The organism is Microbulbifer maximicatervae (SeqCode) (assembly GCF_052467615.1).
Window position 1 is genome coordinate 2387384 of record NZ_CP174319.1, and the last position, 24097, is coordinate 2411480.

The window sequence follows — 24097 nt, forward strand, 5'->3', positions numbered from 1 at the left end:
ACTGGCGTTTTTAGGTAAGTGCCTTACCCGCCACAATTACACCGTTGTTATCCGCGTAGAGGTATTCCCCCGGGCGGAAATCCACACCGGCAAAGCTCACCGCCAGGCCTCTTTCACCAATTCCCTTTTTTTCTGTTTTCATTGGGTGGCTACCAAGTGCCTGCACTCCCAGGTCCAGTTCCGCGATTTCATCTACATCGCGAATGCAGCCATACATCAGGATACCTTCCCAACCGTTGGCAACCGCCTTTTCTGCCAGCATATCGCCAAGACAAGCCCGCCGCATAGATCCACCGGCATCTACTACCAAAACCTTGCCCTGCCCCGGTTCAGCCACCAGTTCTCGCACCAGGGAGTTATCTTCAAAACATTTGATAGTGACAATCTGCCCACCAAAACGATCTCGGCCACCGTAATTGATAAACATAGGATCAACTACTCGCACCTCATCAGGGTAGGCATCACATAAATCGGGGGTTGACTTGAGCATCAATATTCTCGCAGCAATCTATGGAAGAGAAGGATAATAGCGGGAAAAAAGTAGAAGAGCTAAGAGGCAAATAAATACCGGGTATCACCACGATGGATAATACCCGGCCAAGCCTTCGCTGCCACGAAATTAAAACTAGTGTGTTACACGAACCGGCGTGCCTACACGCACATGCTGATAGAACTTTCTCGCCATATGTGGGGGCATACGTACACAACCATGAGAAGCGGGATAGCCGGGCACATGGCCAGAAGCATGTAAACCGATACCGCCATTAAAACGAATGTAATTATTCATTTTTGCACCGCGATACACAGTACCCGCAGGGCGACGATGCTTTCGAGTATTTACATTCGATCTCACGACTCTGCCAGTGCGTCTATCAACAAAACTGCCATAAATAGACGAGCGGTGATAAGGGTGTTTGGACAACACACGAAAATGTCCGGGGCGTGTGCTGTAACCGCGCTTCCCCGAAGAAATACGGGAGACACCAACTAATTTCCCACCTTTATACAGATATGCGCGCTGCTCACTTAAATCAATTCTAATTGATGGACTACCACCCCTGGCTGCGGCGCGATCATCAAACCAATTAGATGCGCGTGGCTTTGCATCTGCCGGTGGCGCTGCCATTAAAGCCATAAGGCACATCATCAAAAAGACATGAAGTATGGGGATTTGAAACTGTCTACTCGTTTGCATAGCTCACCTCACCGAGTCTGGGTACCCTGCCCTGAATCCAACAGATAAACAGTCTGTCGGTAATTTTCAGGTGCGCGCCAGTGGGGCCAGGGCCCACGGCGAACATTTTTACGGAGCACATTGCGCAATCTGTTTTTCGATTTACACGCAACCTTAAGACTCTTCCGATTCTATTGAGGCGAGCGGAAAGATTTAGAATGAATTCTTCTGTGTGGATCAGCTGATAGAGGTTTGTATTTTTTGGATAATGTGTCGTTTAAATTTTTCAAACACAATTAGCAGAACAAAATCAGGTGTTTCCGGGTTTAACCGCAACAACGGACTCATTTTCCACCAAGGCAAACACCGCTTCAGCAGAAAAATTACAGTTAAATATAGCGGGGGAATAATTGGGAAAGCGGCCCACAATTGGGCCGCTTTAGGAGGAAAATTAACCTTCCTCGTTGGCCAGGAATAGCCAGGTATCTACTGCGGTATCCGGGTTCAGGGACACACTGTCGATCCCCTCATCCATCAACCAGCGGGCGAAGTCTTTATGGTCAGAAGGACCCTGACCACAAATACCTACATATTTACCCGCTTTCTTACAGGCTTGGATCGCCCTGGAAAGCAGTGCCTTGACCGCCGGGTTGCGCTCATCAAACAGATCCGCAACCAGGCCGGAGTCGCGGTCCAGACCAAGCGTTAGCTGGGTCAGGTCATTGGAACCGATAGAGAAACCATCAAAGTGCTGCAGGAAGTCTTCCGCCAGCAAAGCGTTGGACGGCAGTTCGCACATCATAATGACCTTGAGGCCACCTTCTCCACGGCGCAGGCCGTTTTCAGCCAGCAGACCGACTACTTCCTCAGCTTCTTCCGGGGTGCGGACGAAGGGCACCATGATTTCCACATTGGTCAGTCCCATTTCATCGCGAACTTTCTTCAGTGCACGGCACTCCAGGGCAAAGCACTGGCGGAAATCTTCAGAGCGATAGCGAGCTGCACCACGGAAGCCGAGCATTGGGTTTTCTTCGCTTGGCTCGTACAACTGGCCACCCACAAGGTGCGCATACTCATTAGATTTAAAGTCGGACAAGCGTACGATGACGCGATTTGGTGCGAAGGCTGCAGCCAAGGTAGCGATACCTTCCACCAGTTTTTCGACAATAAAGTCTTCTGGAGAATCGTATCCACCGATACGCTCGCGAATATTCTGCTGCAGATCTTCCGGCAGGTTATCCAGTTCGAGCAGTGCTTTCGGGTGAATACCGATCATGCGGTTGAGGATAAACTCAAGGCGCGCAAGGCCAACGCCCTGGTTCGGCAGATGGCTGAAAGCGAATGCTCGATCCGGGTTGCCCACGTTCAACATAATTTTGAACGGCAGCTCCGGCATTTCCGCAACTTCAGTTTCCTCGCGCTGGAATTCCAGTTCACCAGCCATTACAAAGCCGGTATCGCCTTCCGCACAGGAAACAGTCACCGGGGTGCCGGTTTCCAGCAGCTCGGTTGCATTACCACAACCTACAACTGCAGGGATGCCCAGCTCACGAGCGATAATTGCCGCGTGACAAGTACGGCCGCCGCGATTGGTAACAATAGCACTCGCTTTCTTCAGGACCGGCTCCCAATCCGGATCGGTCATGTCGGTAACCAGGACTTCACCATCCTGCATCAGCGCCATATCTTCTACGGATTCAAGCTTGCGAACGGGGCCCGCGCCAATGCGCTGGCCGATTGCGCGACCTTCACACAATACGTCACTGCGCTCCTGCAAGCTGTAGCGCTCAATGCTGGTTCCCTGATCGCGGGAGCGTACAGTTTCTGGGCGTGCCTGTACGATAAACAACTTACCGCTGTCGCCGTCTTTGGCCCACTCGATATCCATCGGGCGACCGTAGTGCTCTTCAATCTTACGAGCCTGGATTGCCAGGTCTGTCAGCTCCGCATCGTTGAGGGCAAAGCGCTGGCGGTCTTCGTCTGCCACTGGGATAGTTTTTACGGAACGACCACATTCACCGCTCTCGTCGTAAACCATCTTGATCGCTTTACTGCCACGATTGCGGCGCAGAATCGCAGGACGGCCCGCATCCAGGGCTGGCTTGTAGAGGTAAAATTCGTCCGGGTTAACCGCACCTTGGACAACGGTTTCGCCCAAACCAAAGGCGGCGGTGATAAAGATCACATCGCGGAAGCCACTCTCGGTGTCCAGGGTAAACATCACACCCGCTGCGCCAGTCTCACTGCGCACCATGTGCTGGATACCGGCAGACAGGGCAACACCCACATCCGCATAACCGGTATGCACGCGGTAGGCGATAGCACGGTCGTTGTAGAGGGAAGCAAAAACTTCTTTTACTGCCTTCAATACAGCGTCGATACCTCGGATATTCAGGAAGGTCTCCTGCTGACCGGCGAAGGACGCATCCGGCAAGTCTTCGGCAGTTGCAGAGGAGCGAACTGCAACAGCAGTTTCCGCACCACCCAGGGCCTCATAGCCCTCGCGAATCTCTTTTTCCAGCTGCTCGGGGAACGGAGTCTGTAAAATCCAGTTGCGGATTTCATCTCCCGCCTGGGCCAGCTCGGTGACATTACCAACATCCAATCCTTGCAAACGCTCGGCTATACGCTGCTCCAGCTGTTCGTGAGCCAGGAAAGCCCTAAAGGCTTCTGCGGTGGTAGCGAAGCCACCGGGTACGCTCACACCGGCACCGGCGAGAGAGGAGATCATCTCGCCCAGTGATGCGTTCTTGCCGCCGACTTTGTCGACATCGGCCATGCCCAGTTTTGCGAAGTCGATCGTGAAGTTCGTCAAGTGAAGGCCCTCTAAAATTCAGGTTGAGTGGCGGCAGATTATAAGGATGAGTTTTGTAAAAAATAGCCCGTAAAAATTGGCCAAAATGTTGTAAATTTTCTACAAAAATTGCAAAACGCCAGAATAAAAGACCTTTGCCCCATTCCTCCCCTACAATAGCCCCCTCACGCCGACAAACTGAGAACAAACATGGCAAAAGACAAGCGCACGGCTTTTTTTATCTCCGACGGAACCGGTCTCACCGTCGAAGCGATTGGCCACAGCCTACTCGCACAGTTCCGCGATCAACAAGTTGAACAGGTCACGCTTCCCTATATCGACTCCACCGAAAAAGTTAAACAGGCCCTGCAACGCATAGAAAAAGCAGCCGATGAATCCGGTTTACAGCCGATCATTATTACCAGCATTGTTTCTGACAAGATCCGGGAACAGCTGCACCAAAGCTCTGCGCTGATGCTCGATATCTTCGAGAACTACCTCACACCACTGGCCAATCTGTTTAACCGGGATCCAGCGCAGATGGTCAACGTCTCTCACGGCATTGACGACAACCGCCGCTACACCGACCGGATTGATGCCGTGCACTTCGCCATGGACAATGACGATGGCCGCAGAGTCAGCGAATTCCAGCAAGCCGATGTGATCCTGCTGGGCGTTTCCCGCTCCGGCAAAACGCCTACCTGCTTATACCTGGCACTCCAGTTTGGCCTGCGCGCGGCAAACTACCCCATCACCGAAGAGGATATGGACTCCACCACCCTGCCCAAGATCCTGCGCCCGTTTCGCAACAAGCTGTTTGGCCTGACAATCGAGCCCGAGCGCCTGATGCAAATTAGACAGGAAAGACGCGCCAACAGCCGCTACGCTTCTAAGGAACAATGTGAATTCGAGGTGCGCCAAGTTGAGCAAATGCTGAGGCGGGCCCAGGTGCCTTTCCTCAATGCAACCCAACTTTCGGTGGAGGAACTCGCCACCCGCCTGATGTCTCAGGCCGGTATTGAGCGCAGGATTGACTAAAGAGCCACACACCCTTTAATTGCCGCCGCAAAATGTGTAGTGTGCGCCGTCTTCCGGACTGCTGTAGCTTGATATGCAAATTGTCTCTCTGCCCTACTCATTAAACACGCCCGCCGCATTTGCGGCGATAGCAGATTTACCTATCCCCGTTTGGCTCGACAGCGGTCGACCTCTCGCGGAGGGTGGGCGCTATGACATCATTAGTGCCGACCCGATAAATACCCTCAAGTTAAGTGCCGACACGCCCGAGCCATTTGCCCGGCTGGATGACCTGGTGTGCGAACTCTGCCCTCAGGACAGGGACTCACAACTGCCTTTTTGCGGCGGGGTTATTGGTTACGCTGGCTATGAACTCGGTGTAGAGGGCAATTATCTACCGGCAGATATGCGCCCTACGGACTTGCCCGCAGGCTTTTTTGGGCTCTACACATGGGCCTTTGTTGCCGACCACCAACTGGGCAGCAACCACCTGGTTTTCCACCCCGCCTGCCCCCCACAGCAAGTTCGCAAGTTGATACAGCGATTTAAAGCAGTCAACTGGGAGACTCCTCTTACACCCGGGGACTTCCGGCTGCTTTCACCATTTGAGCACGAACTGAGTGCAGATGATTATCGGGCACAAATTGAGCAGATACTGGAATATATCACCGCCGGCGATATCTATCAGGCAAACTTTACCCAGCGTTTCAGAGCCCCTTATAGCGGCGATCTGCTAACCGCTTACCTGGCATTGCGCTCTCAAGCTGCCGGTCCCTTTTCTGCTTATATGGCCCTGCCCCATGGCAGCCTGCTCAGTATGTCGCCGGAGCGATTTATCCGAGCTGACGGCGCCAGTTTGCGCACGGAACCGATTAAAGGCACTGCAGCAAGACACGCTGACAAGATGGCCGATCAGCGCGCCGCTTTCTCATTGCAGAGAAGCCCGAAGGACCGGGCGGAAAACCTGATGATCGTCGATCTACTGCGCAACGATTTGAGCAAGCTGTGTCGCAGTGGCACCGTACGTGTTCCCGAGCTATTCCAATTGGCGAGTTTTGCCAATGTCCACCACTTGGTCAGCGTAGTAACTGGTGAGCTACCCGAAGAGTCAGTCTATAGCGAATTACTCGAAGCTTGTTTCCCTGGCGGGTCTATCACAGGTGCTCCAAAGCGACGGTCGATGGAAGTGATCAGGGAGCTGGAATCCAGTCCCAGGGGGATTTATTGCGGCAGTATTGGCTACATCAGCAGCTGTGGCCGCGCTGACACCAATATCGCCATCCGGACCTTCAGTGCCAACGATGGACATCTAACCTGCGCAGCAGGTGGTGGGATCGTTGCAGATTCCGATCCCACTTCAGAGCATCAAGAGTGCTTGGCCAAGGTGCGCTTACTACTGGAAACAACTGAACAATTTTTGCAGTAGGCATCAAATCGCCGAAAAACGACTAAAAATTGGCCTATTTTGGCGCCTTTTGTAGCATCACTACAAATTTCAGTTATAAAGGTATCGGCGATTGATATTTCAAAGTTATTAGGGGTTCTGATAGATTCAGTCCATCTTGCCTTTAATGGCATTGCACTGGATCAAGGAAATTATCGTGAAGATCACACTGGTCAAGAAAGTTCTCGCCGACGGCTCGCCCTGCGCCAAGTGTCGCGACGTTGAAGAAAAGCTGGAAGAAAATGGCCAAATGCAATTTATCGACCAGACACTTATCGCCGACGTGCGTGACCCGCAAAGCCCGGGCTTACAGCTGGCTCAGCAGTACAAGGTAGAGCGAGCGCCCTTCTTTGTCGTAGAGCGCGAAGGTAAGGAAGCAGAGATTTTCACTGTTTACTTCAAGTTCGCCAAAGAAGTGCTGCGCCCCCTGATCGAGATGGAGGCTTCATAGCCTTCATCCCTTAGCTTTATTCGGCACTTCCATTCAGCAGCACCTCTAGTAAACCGGCAACTCCATATCGGCGAACAGCGCATCGACCTCAGAACGGGATGTCGCCTGTGCCGCCTGGTCAATCAGCTCACGGCTGAGATGGGGGGCAAATTGCTGGATAAACTCATACATAAAGCCCCGCAGGAAAATTCCCTTACGGAAGCCAATTTTCGTAACACTCGATTCAAATAGATCACTGGCATCGAGAGCCACAAGGTCCTCATCTTCGCCATCAACGGCCATATCGGCCACAATGCCAATTCCCAACCCCAGACGCACGTATGTTTTGATTACATCAGCATCGGCGGCGGTAAAGACTACCTTAGGTGACAACCCTTTCTCCAAGAAAGCTTCATCTAATTTGGAGCGGCCGGTAAACCCAAATACATAAGTGACTATCGGGTACTTCGCCACGTCCTCAAGGGATAGCTTGCTCACTTGGCAAAGCGGGTGATCTTTCGGTACCAGAATGCAGCGGTTCCAGCGGTAGACAGGCATCATCACCAAATCGCTGAAAAGCTCCAGAGCTTCGGTAGCAATAGCAAAGTCTGCAGTGCCATCTGCCGCCATCTCAGAAATTTGCATAGGGGTTCCCTGGTGCATATGCAGGGAAACCTCCGGATAACGGCCTATAAACAACTTAATAATCGGGGGCAAGGCATAGCGCGCCTGGGTGTGAGTGGTAGCTACAGCGAGACTACCTTTTTTATCATTGCTGAACTCTTGCGCAACCTGTTTGATATTCTCCACTTTGCGCATAATTTCGCCGGCAGTCTTTAAGATTGCCTCCCCTGCCGGGGTCACCCTTGTGAGATGCTTGCCGCTGCGCGCGAAGATTTCTACGCCAAGCTCATCCTCCAAAAGTCGGATTTGCTTACTGATTCCCGGCTGGGAGGTATAGAGGCTCTGCGCTGTAGCAGAAACATTGAGGTCGTGATGTGCCACTTCCCAGATATATCTCAACTGCTGCAGCTTCATAGATCCTCCCTTTCATTAAGTTCGCTCATGGCCGAGAGCGAGTAATACCATTTTTTGATCGATAGTTATAAAAACTATCTTGAGTTATACGAGAAAAGAATAGCAGTGAATCAAAGCCAGGGCCAATGGACGGTTGAATATCCGTGGTAGAGACGAAAGTGTCAATCAACTTTGGGGGATCCCGGACTTTCTGTCGGCTTTATTTTCTAATGATTAGAGCTAAGCCTCTCGGATGAGGACCGGGAAAAGTTCGAACATTATCGGCATAGAGAGCACTGAGTGATAACGTACACCTTTATCACTTTTGAACTTTTTATACCTCTGCATTTGCGATTCCATGAGGAACATGACCCGTAGCCACATGCTCACCTGCAGAAACACAGTGACTAGGCTGATCATCAAAGAAGACATCGGCGCCAAAAGCCCGCAGGAACTCACCTTTAGGAAGCCCGCCGAGAAAAACTGACTCATCCACACGAATATCCCAGGCGCGCAATGTCCTGATGACCCGCTCATGGGCCGGTGCGGAACGTGCCGTTACCAAAGCCGTTCGTATCGGGCAGGTATCCATCTCAAATTCAGCCTGCAACCTCTGCAAAGCCTCAAGGAACCCCTTAAAGGGCCCTCCCCCCAGTGGCTTCTGTGCTGAAGCACGCTCCGCCTCAGTAAAAGCAGCCAGGCCTTCCTTTTTGTAGACTCGCTCAGCCTCATCGGAGAAGATTACCGCATCGCCGTCAAAGGCAAATCGCAACACATCATCACGATATTCGCGATTTCCTCCGGCAACCAAGGTTGCCGCAGCAACCCCCTGCTCCAACGCCTGGCGGACATCTACACCATCAGCAGACAAAAACAGGTTGCATCCAAATGGACCAATATAGCGGTAAGGGCTCCCACCATTGCAGAAGGCTGCACGAGTAATATTGAGCTCATAGTGCTCAATAGAGTTAAACACCCTTAATCCGGTATCGGCACTATTCCTGGATAGCAGGATCACCTCCACCCGCGGCTCCCCGCCAAGAAGCTCATTGATCTTTAGAAACTTCTCAACCAGAGGGAATGCATCTCCTTTTTCCAGAACATCGTTCTCACGCTCAACTTGATAATGAGAAAAGGCGTGCAATCCCTGCTCCTCAAAAACCTTGTGGCTATCGCTAAGGTTAAACAGAGCTCGAGAGGAAATAGCGATTACTAACTTATCTGGACGCACAGCCATTAGGGAGCCTCTACATCGTTAATCCACCGACACCGCAGCTTCACTGAGGGCAGTGAGAGTCTGCGACAAATCTCAAACTTATATTCCACAAATTGAGCGATATGTACAGATAAGAATGCCAGCCCTTACTGATGTTGCTTCCGTAGCGCCGCACAAGTGCCCAGGGAGTCAAAGTTGTTTGACTGCGGGATTAAGACGATGGAGCAAAACGTTTCAAAATTGAAACCGCTCCAAACTACCGCGTGCATTTTTCTTCAGTAATGTATTGATAGAGTTAATATCCACCCCATCAAATTCAGAAAGGATTAATACTTTAATCCTTTAGTTTGACAACCCCTTAAAGAACCCAGATTAATACACTCCTTCAAACTTAACAAACATATAGCACCCTCTTCATGCAAATTGAATTAAATTGAAGAATTTCGCACCAGAAATAAACAAAAACAACAAAACAATAGAAAGCTAAACCGTTTAAATATAACTCAAAAAAGTTTGCCACTCAGAAAAAAGCTATAAAATAACCAATTAAAACCCCTCAAATAACCAAAGTTGCAAATATCTGAATTCGTGACATACACATCAAAAAAACAATTTGACCTTTCAAGTTTACATCCACCACAAAAAAATTATTGTCAGGAATAACAACAAGGGATATCGTTATTTCGCCTGACAACGGCAAACAACCCCCAAGAAAATTTTGCACATAAACTCCATACAGCTCTCAGCTCATAGCGCGAGATATTCTTGGGGTGTGATTCAATTGGCCGCTTAACCAGACAGCATTAACCACTGAGCGTTTATTTTATGCTCCCGGTTAACTATGGCCATTAAATTATAATCATAAAGAGAATTACTTAATGAAATATTTGTTAGGAGCCGCTAGCACACTCGCACTCGCTATTAGCGCCCAAGCGGCGGAGCGTATTAATGTCACACCAGAGTTACTTTCCAATCAGTCCCTAGCCTCAATCGCTGGCTCAGATATGAAGTTGGAAAAGGTTCGCGAGCGCACGCTTGCCAATGGGAGAACGGTTGCCCGATATCGGCAAACTCATAAAGGCATACCCGTTTGGGGGAGAACCATAACCAGTTCCAGGCAAGGCTTAACTGAAAAAGTGAGAGGCCACGTACTCTCAGGCCTAGAGCTGGAGGTACCTACCGCCCGCGCAACGATTGATGCCGATAATGCTATTGATCGAGCCATGAACCATCAGCTGAATCTGCGCACTCAGGATGGTGACAGTAAAAAAGCTCTCTCAATGTCGTCCATGCGCTTCAACGCACAAAACCAGAAAAAAGAGCTCTATGTCTATGTCGATGAAAACGACCAGGCGCGATTAGCTTATTTGGTTAACTGGGTCGAATACGGAGATGAGCCGAGCAGACCGTTCTATTTTGTAGACGCACTTACTGGTGAAGTTATCAAACAATGGGACGGCCTTGCCTTCCAGGATGCCACAGGCCCCGGTGGCAATGAAAAAACCGGGCGTTATGAATATGGAACAGACTTCCCTGCCCTCGAAGTTGACAATAACTGCTCCATGAACACTGCTAACGTAGAGACTGTGGATTTGAATCACGGTACAAGCGGAGGTAGCGTTTTCTCCTTCACCTGTCCGGAAAATGATTACAAAGAAATCAATGGTGCTTATTCTCCATTGAATGATGCCCACTTCTTCGGCAACGTCGTTTTCAATATGTATAGTGACTGGTATGGAACATCGCCGCTCACACAAAAATTGAGAATGCGAGTTCACTACAGCAACAACTACGAGAACGCCTTCTGGGATGGCAGCCAAATGACATTTGGTGATGGCTTCACAACCTTCCACCCACTTGTCAGCTTGGATGTATCCTCTCATGAGGTGAGCCATGGCTTTACTGAGCAAAACTCCAACCTGACCTACGCCAACCAATCCGGCGGCATCAACGAAGCCTTCTCTGACATGGCCGGTGAAGCTGCCGAGTTCTACATGAAGGGCACTAACGACTGGATGGTGGGAGCCGATATATACAAGGCTGATGGCGCTCTTCGCTATATGGATGACCCCACCAAAGATGGCAGATCCATTGGCCATGCTTCCGACTACTATAGCGGCATGGATGTGCACTACAGCTCCGGCGTATTCAACCGGGCTTTCTACCTGATTGCCAACTCAAGTGGCTGGAACACCCAAACTGCTTTCGATATCTTTGTGCTTGCTAACCAAACTTATTGGAATCAAAGCACTGATTACATTGAAGGTGCTTGCGGAGCCCTGTCAGCTACTGAAGATCTCGGATACGATACTGCAACAGTAATCGCAGCGTTCGACACCGTAGGGGTATCTACCAGCAACTGTGGCGATGATGGTGGCTCAAACTCAGAAGGCTGGGAAGAAACCAACTTATCAGGCCGCCGAAATAGCTGGCAGCACTTCACTCTGGATGTACCATCAGGCTCATCATCTTTGACTGTCGAAATGCTCGGCGGCAATGGCGATGCCGATTTGTACGTCCGTTATGGTTCCACCCCAACCACCGACAACTGGGATTGTCGCCCTTACGTAAACGGCAACAATGAATTCTGTAGCTTTAGCAATCCAGCTGCAGGTACCTGGCACATCAGTGTACAAGGCTATATTTCGTACAGAGGCGTAACTCTTTCCGCCCAGAGCCAGTAATATTTAAGGCCGGTGCCGACACATTAGTGTGTCGGCATTCTCTATCACATCATTCAAAGACTAGCTTCCAAACCTATCTAACAAACTGTGGTAAAGCATCCCCAACACCAACCCCGGCCACCTCAATAAAGTGCCACCTGGAAACTCTACTTTAGGAAGAGAAGAAAACACGTTATAACCCTCACTCTCCCCATAAATTGCATCAGCCAGAAGCTTGCCGGCAAAAGTCGCCGTAGGCACTCCATGTCCAGAATACCCCTGACTGTAATATAGGCCCGACTGCAACTGCCCTATACAGGGCATCCGATTCATAGTAATGGCCAGCGTACCCCCCCAGCCGAAATCAACAGCAGTATTTTCCAGCTGCGGGTAAACCCTCAACATATACTTGCGGACGAAACTGCGAATATCTTTAGGGAAACGCCTAGTGTAATTTTCCCCTCCCCCAAAAATTAAGCGGTTATCGCCAGATAATTTCCAATAATTTATAACAAATAGAGTATCTTGCAGTGCGAAGTCATTGGCTATGATTACCCTAGCGAGCCCCTTCGGTAAGGGCTCTGTTGCCAGCACAAAATTATTTATTGGCATTATGCGCCCCGCTAAGCGGGGCTCAAGATCTTTCAAGTAACCATTACAAGCTAAAATCAACTTTTCGGCCTTCACCTTTCCTCGTGCAGTTTTCACCGTAAAGGGAGAAGAGCTCGAATACCCTTGCACACCACTACACTCAAAAAACCTGGCACCGGCAGAAACTGCTGCGTGAGCAAGACCTAATGCAAAATTGAGAGGATGAAGATGTAGCGAACCAAAATCCAGCTGTGCGCCGAGATATCGTTTGCTACTTACAAGCTCTCGAACTTCTTCTTTCTCTATATACTCAACTTGCCTGTAATCATATTTCTCTCTGAGTTCTTCAGTTTCATCCTGCAGATATTTATCGTGACTGGATTTTGCTGCAAGATGCATAATCCCGCGTTTTAAATCACATTGAATCTGGTGCCTGACTATAAGGCTTTCCACCAGTTGAACAGCATTGATACTCAAATCCCAGAGCTGCTTAGCGGTGTCGAATCCGAACATGGCTTCCAGATCACCCTGACTTCGCCTTTGTCCAACACCGACATGTCCTCCATTCCTTCCTGATGCGCCCCAACCAATCCTATTAGCCTCCAGAAGCACCACACGGTAGCCGCGCTCTGCCAAGTGCAAAGCACTGGAGAGTCCCGTATAACCACCACCAATGATGCAGACATCTGCCTCTACGTTACCCTCCAGACGTGGATACTCCTGAAGGTCGTTAGCTGTAGCGGCATAATAGGATTCCGTGTGCTCATCCAACCTATTCATCACCTTCATATTTCTACCAGATACCCTCAATGCCATTTAAATAAACGGCCCTGTTCCAATCGGCAGTATATAGTTCCTTTACACAGGAGGAATTATTTTCAGCGCAACGCTTTCCGGCACTGATCATAGAATTTCACTCAGGAAGAAAAAGTAAGCAATGGCTATCCAATGGATAAAATTACAAACTGGCTGGCAAATCACAATATTGCAGAAGTTGAATGCCTTGTTCCCGACATGTCAGGTAACGCCAGGGGAAAGTTCACCCCCACCGATAAGTTCTTAACTCAAGACAGCCGTTTACCGGAAAGCATTTTGGTGCAAACTGTCACGGGGGATTATGTCGACGAACACAATGAGCTTGTTGATCCAGCAGACACCGACATGCTCCTAATTCCTGACCCCAACTCAGTGCGCCTAAACCCTTGGGCCAATGATCCGACAGCACAAATCATTCATGACTGCCATTCTCGAGATGGGGACCCTCACCCTATCAGCACCCGTAATATTTTAAAATTTGTCCTCGAAAAATATGCAGACAGAGGATGGAAGCCTATTGTCGCCCCTGAGGTAGAGTTTTATCTTGTAAAAAGAAACCTGGACCCGGATGAAAAGCTATCCGCGCCTGTGGGAAGATCGGGGCGCACAGAAAAAACCCGACAATCCTATAGCATTGATGCGGCCAATGAATACGAGCCCATCATTGAAGACATGTATGATTTTTGTGAAGCTCAGGGGCTTGATGTCGACACACTGATCCACGAATCAGGCACTGCCCAGATGGAAATTAACTTTCTACATGGAGATCCACTTCATTTAGCTGACCAGGTCTTTACCTTTAAACGCACAGTGCGCGAAACGGCTCTGCGCCACGGCATTTATGCAACCTTCATGGCAAAACCGATGGAAGACGAACCTGGAAGCGCGCTGCACTTACACCAGAGTGTGGCGGATAGAAAAACCGGTGAAAATATTTTTGTCGATAATACAGGAAAAGAGAGCAATAATTTCTTGCATTTTATTGGCGGTATGCAGAAATACACTCCCGGTTTTATTAGTTTTTTTGCTCCAAATGTAAACTCCTATCGCCGCTTTACACCTGAAATGGCCGCACCCACCAGTCTCCACTGGGGTTACGACAACCGAACAACAGGCCTTCGGGTTCCCGACAGCTCGCCACAAAGTAAACGTCTTGAGAATCGTTTTCCCGGGGCGGACTGCAACCCCTACCTTGCCATAGCAGCTTCTCTTGCCTGCGGGTATTTAGGAATGACCAATAAAGTCGCACCGAGCGCACCTTATCAGGGCGACTGCTCCAAAGAGTCAATTACACTTCCCCGCACCCAGGAACATGCCCTGACACTCCTATCAGATTGTGATGAAGCAACAGAAATGTTTGGCAGAAAATTCGTAAAAGCCTGGAACGCAATCAAGAGAAATGAATATGAGGAGTTTAATCGTGTGATCAGTTCATGGGAGAGGGAATTTCTATTATTAAATGTATAAATAACCGTTCCACTAAAAGCTAACAGAAATAATAAACTGTTATCGCCAAATTTATTTTTTCGGAAAAAACAACTCATCTTTTCCACCTCACAGGCAGAACATCACTTCCTAATTTGTGACGATCCGAGCAAAAATATCGAAAACAATTCAAATATATTAGTTTGCCATCACCTTTTTGTTGCCTAGATGCGTATGCAGGGTAATCTCAAGTTGCCCAATTAATTAGGGCAACCGGTTTGAGAAAGCGAACGCCACTGCCGCTACCGCGGTCCCTTCCTGGCGACGGTTATCTTCTGCTGTCTTACCACATAAAAATCCAGCCTGTATTGGCCAACCAGATTTAATACGGTCCCCACAAGGGAAATACGGCTGTATACCGGCGGATTCATATATAAAAAAGCTATAAAAGGGAAAGCTAGCAATGAAGCATTTTGTAGGACTAAGCTGCACTTTAGCCTTGGCTATTAGTGCACATGCTGTTGAGCGCGTCCCCGCCACGGCGGACATGCTCTCACCACAAACTTTAGCTGCCACCGGCGGATCGGATATGGCGCTCGAAAAAGTTCGTGAGCGCACTCTCGTCAACGGCAAAACCGTAGCCCGCTACCAACAGACTCACAAAGGCATTCCTGTCTACGGCCAAACAGTAACCAGCTCCGGGCAGGGTCTGATTACTGAGGTTCGCGGCAATGTCATCACTGGGCTGGAACTGGAAGTACCCAATATCAAAGCATTTATCAATGAAGATAATGCTATTGAGCGGGCAATGGACCACCAGATCAACTGGCGCACGCAGCAGGGCGTTATCCAGGGAGCCTTGTCAGTTCAGGCTTTGAAGCTGGAAGCACATAACCCCAAAAAGAAACTCTACATCTATATCGATGAGCAAGACAATGCCCGCTTGGCTTACCTGGTCAACTGGGTTGAGTACGGCGATGAACCCACACGCCCCTTCTACTTTATCGATGCAATGACTGGCGAAGTTCTCAAGCATTGGGACGGCTTGAACTTTGCACAAAATGCGACAGGCCCAGGGGGCAATTCAAAGACCGGGCGCTACGAGTACGGTACTGACTACCCCCACATGGTTGTTGACGACAGCTGTGCCATGGATACGGACAATGTAGAAACCGTTGATATGAACCACAGCACGAATGGCGGTAGCATCCACTCGTTCACTTGCCCGGACAATGACTATAAGTCAATCAACGGCGCTTACTCACCACTCAATGACGCACACTTCTTTGGCGGTGTGGTCTTTGATCTCTATAGCGACTGGTACAACACATCCCCTCTCACACAAAAACTGAGAATGCGGGTGCACTACAGCAACAACTACGAGAATGCCTTCTGGGATGGCAGCCAGATGACATTTGGTGATGGCCAGAGCTACTTCTATCCACTGGTTAGCCTCGATGTTTCCGCTCACGAAGTCAGCCACGGCTTTACCGAGCAAAATTCGGACTTGAATTACTACAATCAGTCCGGCGGTATCAATGAAGCCTTCTCTGATATTGCCGGTGAAGCTGCCGAGTACTATATGCGCGGCAGCAATGACTGGTTGGTAGGGGCCGAAATCTTTAAGTCCAGCGGAGCACTCCGCTACTTTGAAGATCCAACTGACGATGGCAGCTCCATCGGTCATGCCGATGATTACTACAACGGCATGGACGTGCACTACAGCTCCGGCGTCTTTAACCGGGCCTTCTACCTACTGGCGAATACCAGCGGCTGGAATACCCGCACAGCATTCGACCCCTTTGTTCTTGCCAACCAGATGTATTGGAGTGCCAATACTGATTTTGAAGATGGTGCCTGTGGTGTTTTCTCTGCAGCATCAGATTTAGGTTACGACACTGATGACGTTGTTGCCGCATTCTCCACGGTAGGCGTTTCCACCAGCAGCTGCGGTGGCGGCGGTGGTGGTGGCGGTGGTGGTAATGAAGGCGGAGAACTCGAAAATGGGGTTACCGAGACCGACATCGAGGGCAGCAGTGGTGATGAAGTTCACTTCACCCTGGATGTACCCGCAGATGCCACAGGCCTGTCTTTTGCAATGTCAGGCGGAAGCGGTGATGCCGACCTCTATGTTCGCTTCGGCAATGCTCCAACCTCCAGCACTTATGATTGCCGTCCGTATACTTCAGGCAACAATGAAACTTGTGATATCGCTGACGCTGACCTACAGGGCGGAACCTATTACGTCATGGTGCGCGGCTACTCCTCCTTCTCCGATGTCACCCTGGTAGGCAGTTACACCGGTGGTGGTGGTGGCGGTGGTGGTAGCGACAGCTGGGAAGAAACCAACCTTTCTGGTTCCCGCAACAGCTGGCAGCACTTCACCATTGAGGTTGACGCTGGAGCTTCTACCCTGAGCGCCGTAATGGAAGGTGGCAGCGGAGATGCAGATCTCTATGTCCGCCACAGCCAAGAGCCTACCCGTACAGCGTACGACTGCCGCCCCTACCAGTGGGGCAATGACGAAAGCTGCACCATCAGTAATCCGGATGCTGGAACCTGGTATATCAGTATCCGCGCTTACTCTGCCTACTCTGGCGTTACCCTGAGTGCAAGCACTGAGTAATTGAGCTGATTTCCACCCAGCAGGTATCTGCTGGATGGGCAAGCTCTAGACCGATCAAAGGATCGGTGGTGCACAAACAAAAAAGGCGGCCATATTGGCCGCCTTTTTTAATCAAACCCAGACAAATTATTTATGGCTTGGGTCTTTCCAGTAGTCCTTCACGGTATCTTTCATCTCCTTGGCCAACACAGTAATACCAAACAGGTTGGGCAAGGTCATTATCACAATGGCCACCGCAGAGAGGTTCCAAATAACTGTGGTGTCCTCAATCGCAGCCCAGAAGAATGCAATAACGTAAACTATTCGGTAAGGCATTACTGCCTTGGGGCCGAAAAGGTAAATCATTGAGCGGTCGCCGTAGTATGACCAGGCAATTGCTGTAGAGAAAGCAAACAGCAGAATCCCCAGAGTTACAATCAGACCACCGTATTCACCAAAGTAACCGCGCTGGAAGGCAAGATTGGTCAGGGCCACAGAGTGCACCAGGGACTTACCCCAAATATCCACATCTTCATTGGCAAACTTACCATCTTTCACATCCAGAACACCGCTGAAGCTGTCATCCCCCACACGGAAGTCCAGGTCTTCAGCAATAGAACGGGCGTGGATGAGGGTAAAGTCCTGGCTGTTCAGCGGGTGGCCGTCAGTCACAACAATGGAGCCGTTATAGGCCTTAACATCACTCTCCTGACCGCTCAAATACTTGAACAGCTGCTCAACATCCTGGGTATTCTTCTCATCGTAGCTACCCGCTACAACGTAAGTATCTGCACCTTCAAACAGGTTCTCGTGTTTCTCAGTCCAAACACCAGAAGAAAGAATCACAAGTCCGGTTAAGGTACAAATGATAATGGTGTCGATAAAGGGTTCCAGCAGGGAAACCATACCTTCAGAAACCGGCTCGTCTGCGCGAGCGGCGGCGTGAGCAATAGGTGCAGAGCCCTGACCCGCTTCGTTCGAGAAGAGGCCACGGTTCACACCACGGTTAAAGGCATAGGCAAAGCTCGCACCCAGGAATCCACCTACAGCCGCACTACCGGTGAAGGCATCGCGGAAAACAGCCCCAAAGGACGGCAGAATATTTTCGTAGTTGTAGATGATAACGCCCAAGGCACCTATTACGTAGATAACTGCCATGGTGGGAACAATGGTGGAGGTCACTTTAGCGATTCGGGTAATACCGCCAATAATCACCATGCCCAGCAAAATCGCCAGGATGCCACCCGTCAGAGCCTTCTCAACACCAAAAGAATCGTGCATTGCCTGGGCAATGTTGTTGACCTGGGGCAAGCTGCCGGTACCGAATGAACAGATAACGGTCGCGATTGCAAAGAGCACCGCAAGCCATTTCATATTCAAGCGACGCTCCATGTAAAACATGGGGCCACCCGCGTAGTAACCATCCGCTGCTTTAATACGGTATTTGTGTGACAGGGTCACTTCCACAAACTTTGTGGTCATACCCAGGAATGCGGTCATCCACATCCAAAACAGCGCAGCGGGACCACCGAGGAAAATAGCCAAGCCAACGCCACCGATATTACCGGTACCTACGGTACCCGACAGTGCTGTGGCCAATGCCTGGAAGTGGGAGGTATCACCCGGGTCTCCGGGCTTGTCGTACTTACCGCGCACAATCTTGATCGCATGCCCAAAATAACGAAGCTGCGGAAAACCAAGATAAATGGTGAAAAAGAAACCGACTCCAAGTAACACCCAGGGGAACCAAGGTGCTGAGCCGAGCATGCCGTCTATTAACAACAGCAGATTGTTAAAGGAATCCAAACTAACCCCCCACTACTCTGACTTATTTCTGTTTGTTTTATATACAGATACAACTGTAATTTGTTGCGCAGGTTAGCAGCTTACGCGGCACGAGAACAGTAATGTCGTATTATTCGGCCACTGGGAAGAAGTGAGTTCGGTGAGGGAAGAGGCCAAATTGCCCTCCGGTATGAATAAAAACCAGGTTGTCTGAGCCCTGGTAATTTCCTTTTTTTAACTCCTGTAGCAGACCATGAAATGCTTTGCCGGTGTAGACAGGATCGAGAAGAATCCCCTCCAGACAAGCCAGCTCTTTAATAGTTTGGTATACCTCTGGCTCCGCCACCCCGTAAGCGGGACCTTTATAGTCGGCATTAACCAAAATCTTGAGGGACTCAAAATCAAGCGATACACCAGACTGTGCCATCCACTGCGAAATATCTTCACGCACTTTCACTTGGAAATAATTAGCACTGTCGCAAACGGCGAAACCCGTAACTTTCACACCGGCTTCCAGCAAATGGCACCCCAAGGTCAAACCCGCTTGGGTCCCACCGCTGCCAGTAGCGCATAAAATATGATCAGGCAAGAAGCCCCTATCTGCACAGTCTGCCAATAATTCCTGAGAGGCCGAGATATAACCCCAGATGCCTAAACCGTCGCTGGCACCAGTGGGGATACAGAAAGACTTCTGCCCTTTGGACAGATACTCAGCAGCCCAGCTATCAAAGAGGCCCTGTAAATTCCGGGAGTATTCCTCCGGTGAGTAAACCGCAATTTCAGCACCTGCCAACTCATCCAGTAAAAGGTTGCCATCGGGATTTGCAGTGCGCTCGCCACGTAAAATCAACTGAACCTTAAACCCCAATCGAGCCCCCACCAATGCACTGGTGCGGCAATGATTGGATTGCACTCCGCCACAAGTGATCAAAACCTGAGCCCCTTGGGCCCGGGCCTCAGCGGCAACAAACTCTAGCTTGCGCAGTTTATTTCCCGACATGCCGGACTCGGTAAGATCATCTCTCTTTATCCAAATCCTGGGCCCTCCATAAGGAAGGGAGTAAAGATCACTGATTCGGTCTAACGACTGCAGAGGTGTGGGCAGGTTCGCCAGGCGCAACCGCTCAGGCAACTCTATTGGCAGGCTCTTAAGCACGGTGAATTAAACCTGTTATGTCTAATTATTAGTTTTATCGATGTGACTCAGTAAGAGGACATCTCTAGCAAAAAGTTTCCGCAGAGGTAGAACCAAGCTTGCTGAGTAAGCAGATAGAGGACTAGCTTTGAAAAATGAACATAAGCATGCCTTTCAGTGCTATTTATTGCTTTTTGCCTAACCTGTTTTTTTATTGAAAAATTAATCAGACAAATTAGTCCAGCCTTTGATTAATTCCGCAATTTTTCTGTGGGCTTTCAAGGCACAATAAATACTGCCCGCTCAAAAATAGTAACCAAAAAAAAGCCCGGCAATTGCCAGGCTTTTTTAGTTACGACATTCAAAGATAAACCCTGAATAGGATTAGATCTTTTTAATCGTACCTTTCGGTAATACTGCGTGCACAGCTACTTTTTGGAACTTCAAAGACATGCTGTCTGCAACTTCCAATACGATGTAGTCCTCATCGACCTTGTCGACGCGGCCCAGCATCCCGCTGCTCATTACAACTTCGTCACCCTTTTTCAGAGCGCCAACCAGCTCTTGGTGCTCTTTTTGGCGCTTGCGCTGTGGGCGAATAATAAAAAACCACATGAATGCAAACAAACCCGCAAACATCAGCAGGGTTATCATCGGATTACCCTGTGCTGCCGGCGCCGCTTCCTGTGCCATGGCGGAGGGGATAAAAAAGCTCATGCAAAACCTCAAAGAGTCAGCCTATTAAATTGCCGCCAACTCTAACGGGTTTGCCCCGCCGAGGCAACGGATTGGGCCGATCCCGTAGAGACCGGCCAAACCAATCCACACTCAGAACCTCTGGCGGACCTGCCGGCGGTAGCCAGTGGGAGACATCCCGGTCCAGCGTTTGAACGCGCTGGTAAAACTGGTTCGATCAGAGAAATCGAGAATTCGTGAGATTCCATCAACGCTCAGCGCAGTATCTTTGAGGAAATGCACCGCGTGACGAAAACGAACATGGTCACGTAAAGATGCAAAACTGAGGTTGTGTTCCTGCAACCGGCGTTGCAGAGTCCGGGTGGACATACTTAGGTCGGACGCTACCGGGCGAATAGCGAGAGAGGCCTTACCGATACGCTGCTCCAGCACATCTATTACCCGTGCGGCAATACCAAAACTGGTTGCTTCGGGGGGGGCCAGCAGCTGGTCGAGAATATTCGGGTCTCCGGATATTCTGGCCTGCTGAAGTGATTTGTCTTCAGAGAGCGAAGTCTGGTCGGGCTGAGTATGGTTCATCGAGCTGCTCCTATTGAGTTCCGTGAGCCGCAGTTATTTTTCTATGTCCGCATCCAGCGAATCCCGGTTGCCCCTGCCCACACCAACACAACATCAACTTCGGCGGACGACTACGTGATGCGGGATGCACCAAAAAACAGACATCGAATCCTTCACAGAGATGTACAATTTTTAAACTAACCGCTCCGGCAATTCCCGCAGAGAGACTCTCTCTAGCCGGCGCACCTTTCCTTTACAACTGCCAGTATAGACCAAGAATTAAGAAAGCAAGGGGCGACAGTGCTTTTTTTCATCTTATTGTGTACCAAGGGCCAAAAATACTTACTTTCGGTACCCACGTGTCGCCTTTGAGTCCGAAAGGTAGGGGCTACAGCAGACCAAGCACCAGTCCAGCCCCGCCCCTCAGAGTCTGGCAATTAATCCAGGTTCTCGCCAATCCAATTCAAAACATCAGTGTCATGGGTCTTGGTTTTAACTTTGTCGATAATATGGCGAAGGCGCCCACTCTTATCGATAATAAAAGTTGTTCGCAGAAGCCCCATGTACTCCTTGCCCATAAATTTCTTCAAGCCCCAGCAGCCATATTTATCAGCAATCTTGTGTTCTTCATCAGATAGCAAATCAAAATTCAGTTCGTGCTTGTCGATAAAGCGCTGCAACTTTGCTTCTGGATCCGGGCTTACCCCCAACACAACAGTATTGGCTTTTTTAAATTCAGCCGCACTATCGCGAATCCCACATGCCTGAGTGGTACAACCGGGGGTAAGTGCTTTCGGGTAAAAGTAGAGGACGACATTACTTTTGTCACGAAAATCCTTAAGTGACACTTTCTCGCCACTTTGGTTGGTCAGCGTAAAAGCCGGAGCCAAATTACCGATCTTCGGAAAAGCCATCTGATATCCCCTGTGGAACAGTTAAGAGTAAAGCGGGGATTATAGCGAAAAGAAACAAACGAGACGCCAGTTCTATAGAGAAATCAGAACTGCTGCAGACGAAACTCTTTCTCTTTCCTGGCACAAATGCCAAAACGACCTAACTTCTGCACCAGCTCCGCCTTTTCAGCTTCGGTGAGGAACTCCCCGACTTCAAGGCACCCCTCAGGACCACTAAAGTTTACCGAAGCCATTTCGGTAGCACTGCTCCCCATCCTTACGAGTACTGCCAACTTATCGCGGGCGAACTCCCGGTGATACACCGTTTGCTGCCTGAATCCCTTACAGCAATCGAGAATTACCAACTCCTCATTGATGCGTATTACTTCTCTGCGGGTCCCTTCGAGGTACACGTAGGTAAACAGGATGCCCAGCAGGATCATTTCAAGCCCGGCAAAGGGAAGAATCATCCAGGCTCCCGCCATCGCAAAAGCGAGGCTGATTCCAAGGGATACCCCAACCAGGGAGAAAAACACCCACAGATTGCCGGAGAGGGACAGGGACTGGTTAGGCTGCAGCAGGATACAGGCGCAACGGGCGGTGTTGCGGCCAACTTCAGTGACCATAGCAGGGACATCCGGCAGATATATAAAATCAGTGTAGTGCCGATGGCGGCAGCTCACACGAAGATACTGACCGGGAAAGTTTCCTGGTCCGGGCCGGGGTTTACAAAATTCAGGCATAAAAAAACCCACACCTCAGTGTGGGTTTTTGGGAGAGGTCTGCGGCCAAGGCCTGGGACCTGTCACTCCCTATTACAGCAGCAGGTGTGCTACTGCATCACGCTCTTCCGCTAGCTCCTGCTCGGTAGCAGACATTTTCTCGCGGGAGAAGTCGTTGATGTCAACGCCTTGAACAATCTCCCAGTCGCCGTCTTTGCAAGTGCAAGGGAAAGAGTAAATCAGGCCTTCCTGAATACCGTAAGAACCATCGCTGAATACAGCCATGCTGGTCCAGTCACCTTCAGCGGTGCCCAGAGCCCAATCGCGCATATGGTCGATGGCAGCGTTGGCAGCGGAAGCCGCAGAGGAAGCACCGCGCGCCTTGATGATAGCTGCACCGCGCTGTTGAACAGTCGGGATGAAGTCGTTTTCGTACCATTCCTGCTCCACTTTATCCATGGCTGCAGCACCGGAAACCTTCACTTGGTGCAGGTCTGGGTACTGAGTGGAAGAGTGGTTGCCCCAAATGGTCATATGGGTGATGTCGTTAACACTGGAATCAGTTTTGTTTGCCAGCTGAGACAGAGCGCGGTTGTGATCCAGACGGGTCATCGCGGTGAAGTTACGCGGGTCCAGGTCTGGCGCATTGCGCTGAGCGATCAGGGCATTGGTGTTAGCCGGGTTGCCAACAACCAGTACTTTTACGTTACGAGAAGCAACGTCGTTCAGGGCTTTACCCTGTGCAGAGAAGATAGCAGCGTTAGCTTCCAGCAGGTCCTTACGCTCCATACCCGGTCCACGGGGACGCGCGCCTACCAGCAAAGCGTAATCTGCATCTTTGAACGCAACAGTAGCATCATCGGACTGAACGATACCCGCGAGCAGCGGGAAAGCGCAGTCTTCAAGCTCCATAGCAACGCCTTTCAGCGCTTCCAATGCCGGAGTGATTTCCAGCAATTGCAGAATAACCGGCTGATCTTTGCCCAGCATTTCGCCAGAGGCGATGCGGAACAGCAACGAATAGCTAATCTGACCGGCAGCGCCGGTAACAGCAACACGTACAGGTGCTTTCACGATAGTTCTCCCTCGTTTGTAAGCGGCCGCATTATAGGGCCT

The 24097-nt window shown here is 50.1% G+C and carries 19 protein-coding genes; 6 read left to right on the forward strand and 13 right to left on the reverse strand.

Annotated features, from left to right (window positions below; translation table 11 throughout):
- Positions 1-10: 10 nt before the first annotated feature.
- The 3 genes from rraA to ppsA all read right to left on the reverse strand — a co-directional run bounded on the left by rraA (position 11) and on the right by ppsA (position 3989).
- On the reverse strand, positions 11-490 hold the full coding sequence (rraA, locus tag ACJJIM_RS10615) for a ribonuclease E activity regulator RraA (protein ID WP_413662263.1): 480 nt from the start codon (positions 488-490) through the stop codon (positions 11-13).
- 135 nt (positions 491-625) lie between these two features.
- Complete coding sequence (locus tag ACJJIM_RS10620; RefSeq protein WP_282932499.1) at positions 626-1135, reverse strand: L,D-transpeptidase family protein; 510 nt, start codon at positions 1133-1135, stop codon at positions 626-628.
- A gap of 490 nt (positions 1136-1625) precedes the next feature.
- On the reverse strand, positions 1626-3989 hold the full coding sequence (gene ppsA, locus ACJJIM_RS10625; protein WP_282932498.1) for a phosphoenolpyruvate synthase: 2364 nt from the start codon (positions 3987-3989) through the stop codon (positions 1626-1628).
- A 189-nt stretch (positions 3990-4178) separates the two neighbouring features.
- Here ppsA and ppsR point away from each other — a divergent pair, with 189 nt between their 5' ends.
- The 3 genes from ppsR (at position 4179) to ACJJIM_RS10640 (ending at position 6880) form a co-directional block, all read left to right on the forward strand.
- Positions 4179-5006 carry a posphoenolpyruvate synthetase regulatory kinase/phosphorylase PpsR gene (gene ppsR, locus ACJJIM_RS10630; RefSeq protein WP_282932497.1) on the forward strand — a complete coding sequence of 276 codons (828 nt, stop codon included), beginning with the start codon at positions 4179-4181 and terminating at the stop codon, positions 5004-5006.
- Positions 5007-5079: 73 nt separating this feature from the next.
- On the forward strand, positions 5080-6411 hold the full coding sequence (gene pabB, locus ACJJIM_RS10635; RefSeq protein ID WP_444913250.1) for an aminodeoxychorismate synthase component I: 1332 nt from the start codon (positions 5080-5082) through the stop codon (positions 6409-6411).
- Between the two features lie 175 nt (positions 6412-6586).
- The gene (locus ACJJIM_RS10640; RefSeq protein WP_444913251.1) at positions 6587-6880 is read left to right on the forward strand and encodes a hypothetical protein; all 294 of its coding nucleotides are present in this window, start codon (positions 6587-6589) and stop codon (positions 6878-6880) included.
- 45 nt (positions 6881-6925) lie between these two features.
- Here ACJJIM_RS10640 and cysB read toward each other — a convergent pair whose 3' ends face one another.
- Both cysB and ACJJIM_RS10650 read right to left on the reverse strand, forming a co-directional pair.
- A complete protein-coding gene (gene cysB / locus ACJJIM_RS10645) occupies positions 6926-7897 on the reverse strand; it encodes an HTH-type transcriptional regulator CysB (protein WP_282932493.1) in 972 nt (323 codons plus the stop codon).
- A 313-nt stretch (positions 7898-8210) separates the two neighbouring features.
- Positions 8211-9113 (reverse strand): 5'-nucleotidase, encoded by a 903-nt coding sequence (locus ACJJIM_RS10650; protein WP_444913252.1) that lies wholly within the window; start codon positions 9111-9113, stop codon positions 8211-8213.
- An 857-nt stretch (positions 9114-9970) separates the two neighbouring features.
- Here ACJJIM_RS10650 and ACJJIM_RS10655 point away from each other — a divergent pair.
- Positions 9971-11776, forward strand: coding sequence for a M4 family metallopeptidase (locus ACJJIM_RS10655; RefSeq protein ID WP_444896983.1), 1806 nt, complete (start codon positions 9971-9973; stop codon positions 11774-11776).
- Positions 11777-11836: 60 nt separating this feature from the next.
- Here ACJJIM_RS10655 and ACJJIM_RS10660 read toward each other — a convergent pair whose 3' ends face one another.
- Positions 11837-13126, reverse strand: coding sequence for an NAD(P)/FAD-dependent oxidoreductase (locus tag ACJJIM_RS10660; RefSeq protein ID WP_444913388.1), 1290 nt, complete (start codon positions 13124-13126; stop codon positions 11837-11839).
- 168 nt (positions 13127-13294) lie between these two features.
- Here ACJJIM_RS10660 and ACJJIM_RS10665 point away from each other — a divergent pair, with 168 nt between their 5' ends.
- Together ACJJIM_RS10665 and ACJJIM_RS10670 are read left to right on the forward strand one after the other, a co-directional pair.
- Positions 13295-14629: a glutamine synthetase family protein gene (locus ACJJIM_RS10665; RefSeq protein ID WP_413662273.1), complete on the forward strand. Its 1335-nt coding sequence runs from the start codon at positions 13295-13297 to the stop codon at positions 14627-14629.
- Positions 14630-15050: 421 nt separating this feature from the next.
- Positions 15051-17213, forward strand: a complete 2163-nt coding sequence (locus tag ACJJIM_RS10670; RefSeq protein WP_444913253.1) for a M4 family metallopeptidase — start codon at positions 15051-15053, stop codon at positions 17211-17213.
- A gap of 126 nt (positions 17214-17339) precedes the next feature.
- On the opposite strand, the gene ACJJIM_RS10675 is transcribed toward ACJJIM_RS10670, so the two are convergent.
- The 7 genes from ACJJIM_RS10675 to ACJJIM_RS10705 all read right to left on the reverse strand — a co-directional run bounded on the left by ACJJIM_RS10675 (position 17340) and on the right by ACJJIM_RS10705 (position 24055).
- A complete protein-coding gene (locus ACJJIM_RS10675; RefSeq protein ID WP_413662275.1) occupies positions 17340-18998 on the reverse strand; it encodes an alanine/glycine:cation symporter family protein in 1659 nt (552 codons plus the stop codon).
- A 109-nt stretch (positions 18999-19107) separates the two neighbouring features.
- Positions 19108-20133 carry a D-cysteine desulfhydrase family protein gene (locus ACJJIM_RS10680; RefSeq protein ID WP_444913254.1) on the reverse strand — a complete coding sequence of 342 codons (1026 nt, stop codon included), beginning with the start codon at positions 20131-20133 and terminating at the stop codon, positions 19108-19110.
- A gap of 363 nt (positions 20134-20496) precedes the next feature.
- Positions 20497-20829: a preprotein translocase subunit YajC gene (gene yajC / locus ACJJIM_RS10685; protein WP_282932486.1), complete on the reverse strand. Its 333-nt coding sequence runs from the start codon at positions 20827-20829 to the stop codon at positions 20497-20499.
- 111 nt (positions 20830-20940) lie between these two features.
- Entirely contained in the window at positions 20941-21387 is a 447-nt protein-coding gene (locus ACJJIM_RS10690; RefSeq protein WP_020415217.1) for a helix-turn-helix domain-containing protein, read from the reverse strand.
- 416 nt (positions 21388-21803) lie between these two features.
- On the reverse strand, positions 21804-22280 hold the full coding sequence (bcp, locus tag ACJJIM_RS10695; RefSeq protein ID WP_282932483.1) for a thioredoxin-dependent thiol peroxidase: 477 nt from the start codon (positions 22278-22280) through the stop codon (positions 21804-21806).
- A gap of 83 nt (positions 22281-22363) precedes the next feature.
- A complete protein-coding gene (locus ACJJIM_RS10700; RefSeq protein ID WP_413662277.1) occupies positions 22364-23002 on the reverse strand; it encodes a DUF2244 domain-containing protein in 639 nt (212 codons plus the stop codon).
- A 72-nt stretch (positions 23003-23074) separates the two neighbouring features.
- Positions 23075-24055 (reverse strand): malate dehydrogenase, encoded by a 981-nt coding sequence (locus ACJJIM_RS10705; protein WP_444913255.1) that lies wholly within the window; start codon positions 24053-24055, stop codon positions 23075-23077.
- Positions 24056-24097 lie beyond the last annotated feature (42 nt).

Bases quoted from the DNA above. Each gene is read 5' to 3' on its own strand.
- rraA (WP_413662263.1), bottom strand. From the start codon at position 490: ATGCTCAAGTCAACCCCCGATTTATGTGATGCCTACCCTGATGAGGTG.
- ACJJIM_RS10620 (WP_282932499.1), bottom strand. From the start codon at position 1,135: ATGGCTTTAATGGCAGCGCCACCGGCAGATGCAAAGCCACGCGCATCT.
- ppsR (WP_282932497.1), top strand. From the start codon at position 4,179: ATGGCAAAAGACAAGCGCACGGCTTTTTTTATCTCCGACGGAACCGGT.
- pabB (WP_444913250.1), top strand. From the start codon at position 5,080: ATGCAAATTGTCTCTCTGCCCTACTCATTAAACACGCCCGCCGCATTT.
- cysB (WP_282932493.1), bottom strand. From the start codon at position 7,897: ATGAAGCTGCAGCAGTTGAGATATATCTGGGAAGTGGCACATCACGAC.
- ACJJIM_RS10650 (WP_444913252.1), bottom strand. From the start codon at position 9,113: ATGGCTGTGCGTCCAGATAAGTTAGTAATCGCTATTTCCTCTCGAGCT.
- ACJJIM_RS10655 (WP_444896983.1), top strand. From the start codon at position 9,971: ATGAAATATTTGTTAGGAGCCGCTAGCACACTCGCACTCGCTATTAGC.
- ACJJIM_RS10660 (WP_444913388.1), bottom strand. From the start codon at position 13,126: ATGAATAGGTTGGATGAGCACACGGAATCCTATTATGCCGCTACAGCT.
- ACJJIM_RS10665 (WP_413662273.1), top strand. From the start codon at position 13,295: ATGGATAAAATTACAAACTGGCTGGCAAATCACAATATTGCAGAAGTT.
- ACJJIM_RS10670 (WP_444913253.1), top strand. From the start codon at position 15,051: ATGAAGCATTTTGTAGGACTAAGCTGCACTTTAGCCTTGGCTATTAGT.
- yajC (WP_282932486.1), bottom strand. From the start codon at position 20,829: ATGAGCTTTTTTATCCCCTCCGCCATGGCACAGGAAGCGGCGCCGGCA.
- ACJJIM_RS10690 (WP_020415217.1), bottom strand. From the start codon at position 21,387: ATGAACCATACTCAGCCCGACCAGACTTCGCTCTCTGAAGACAAATCA.
- bcp (WP_282932483.1), bottom strand. From the start codon at position 22,280: ATGGCTTTTCCGAAGATCGGTAATTTGGCTCCGGCTTTTACGCTGACC.
- ACJJIM_RS10700 (WP_413662277.1), bottom strand. From the start codon at position 23,002: ATGCCTGAATTTTGTAAACCCCGGCCCGGACCAGGAAACTTTCCCGGT.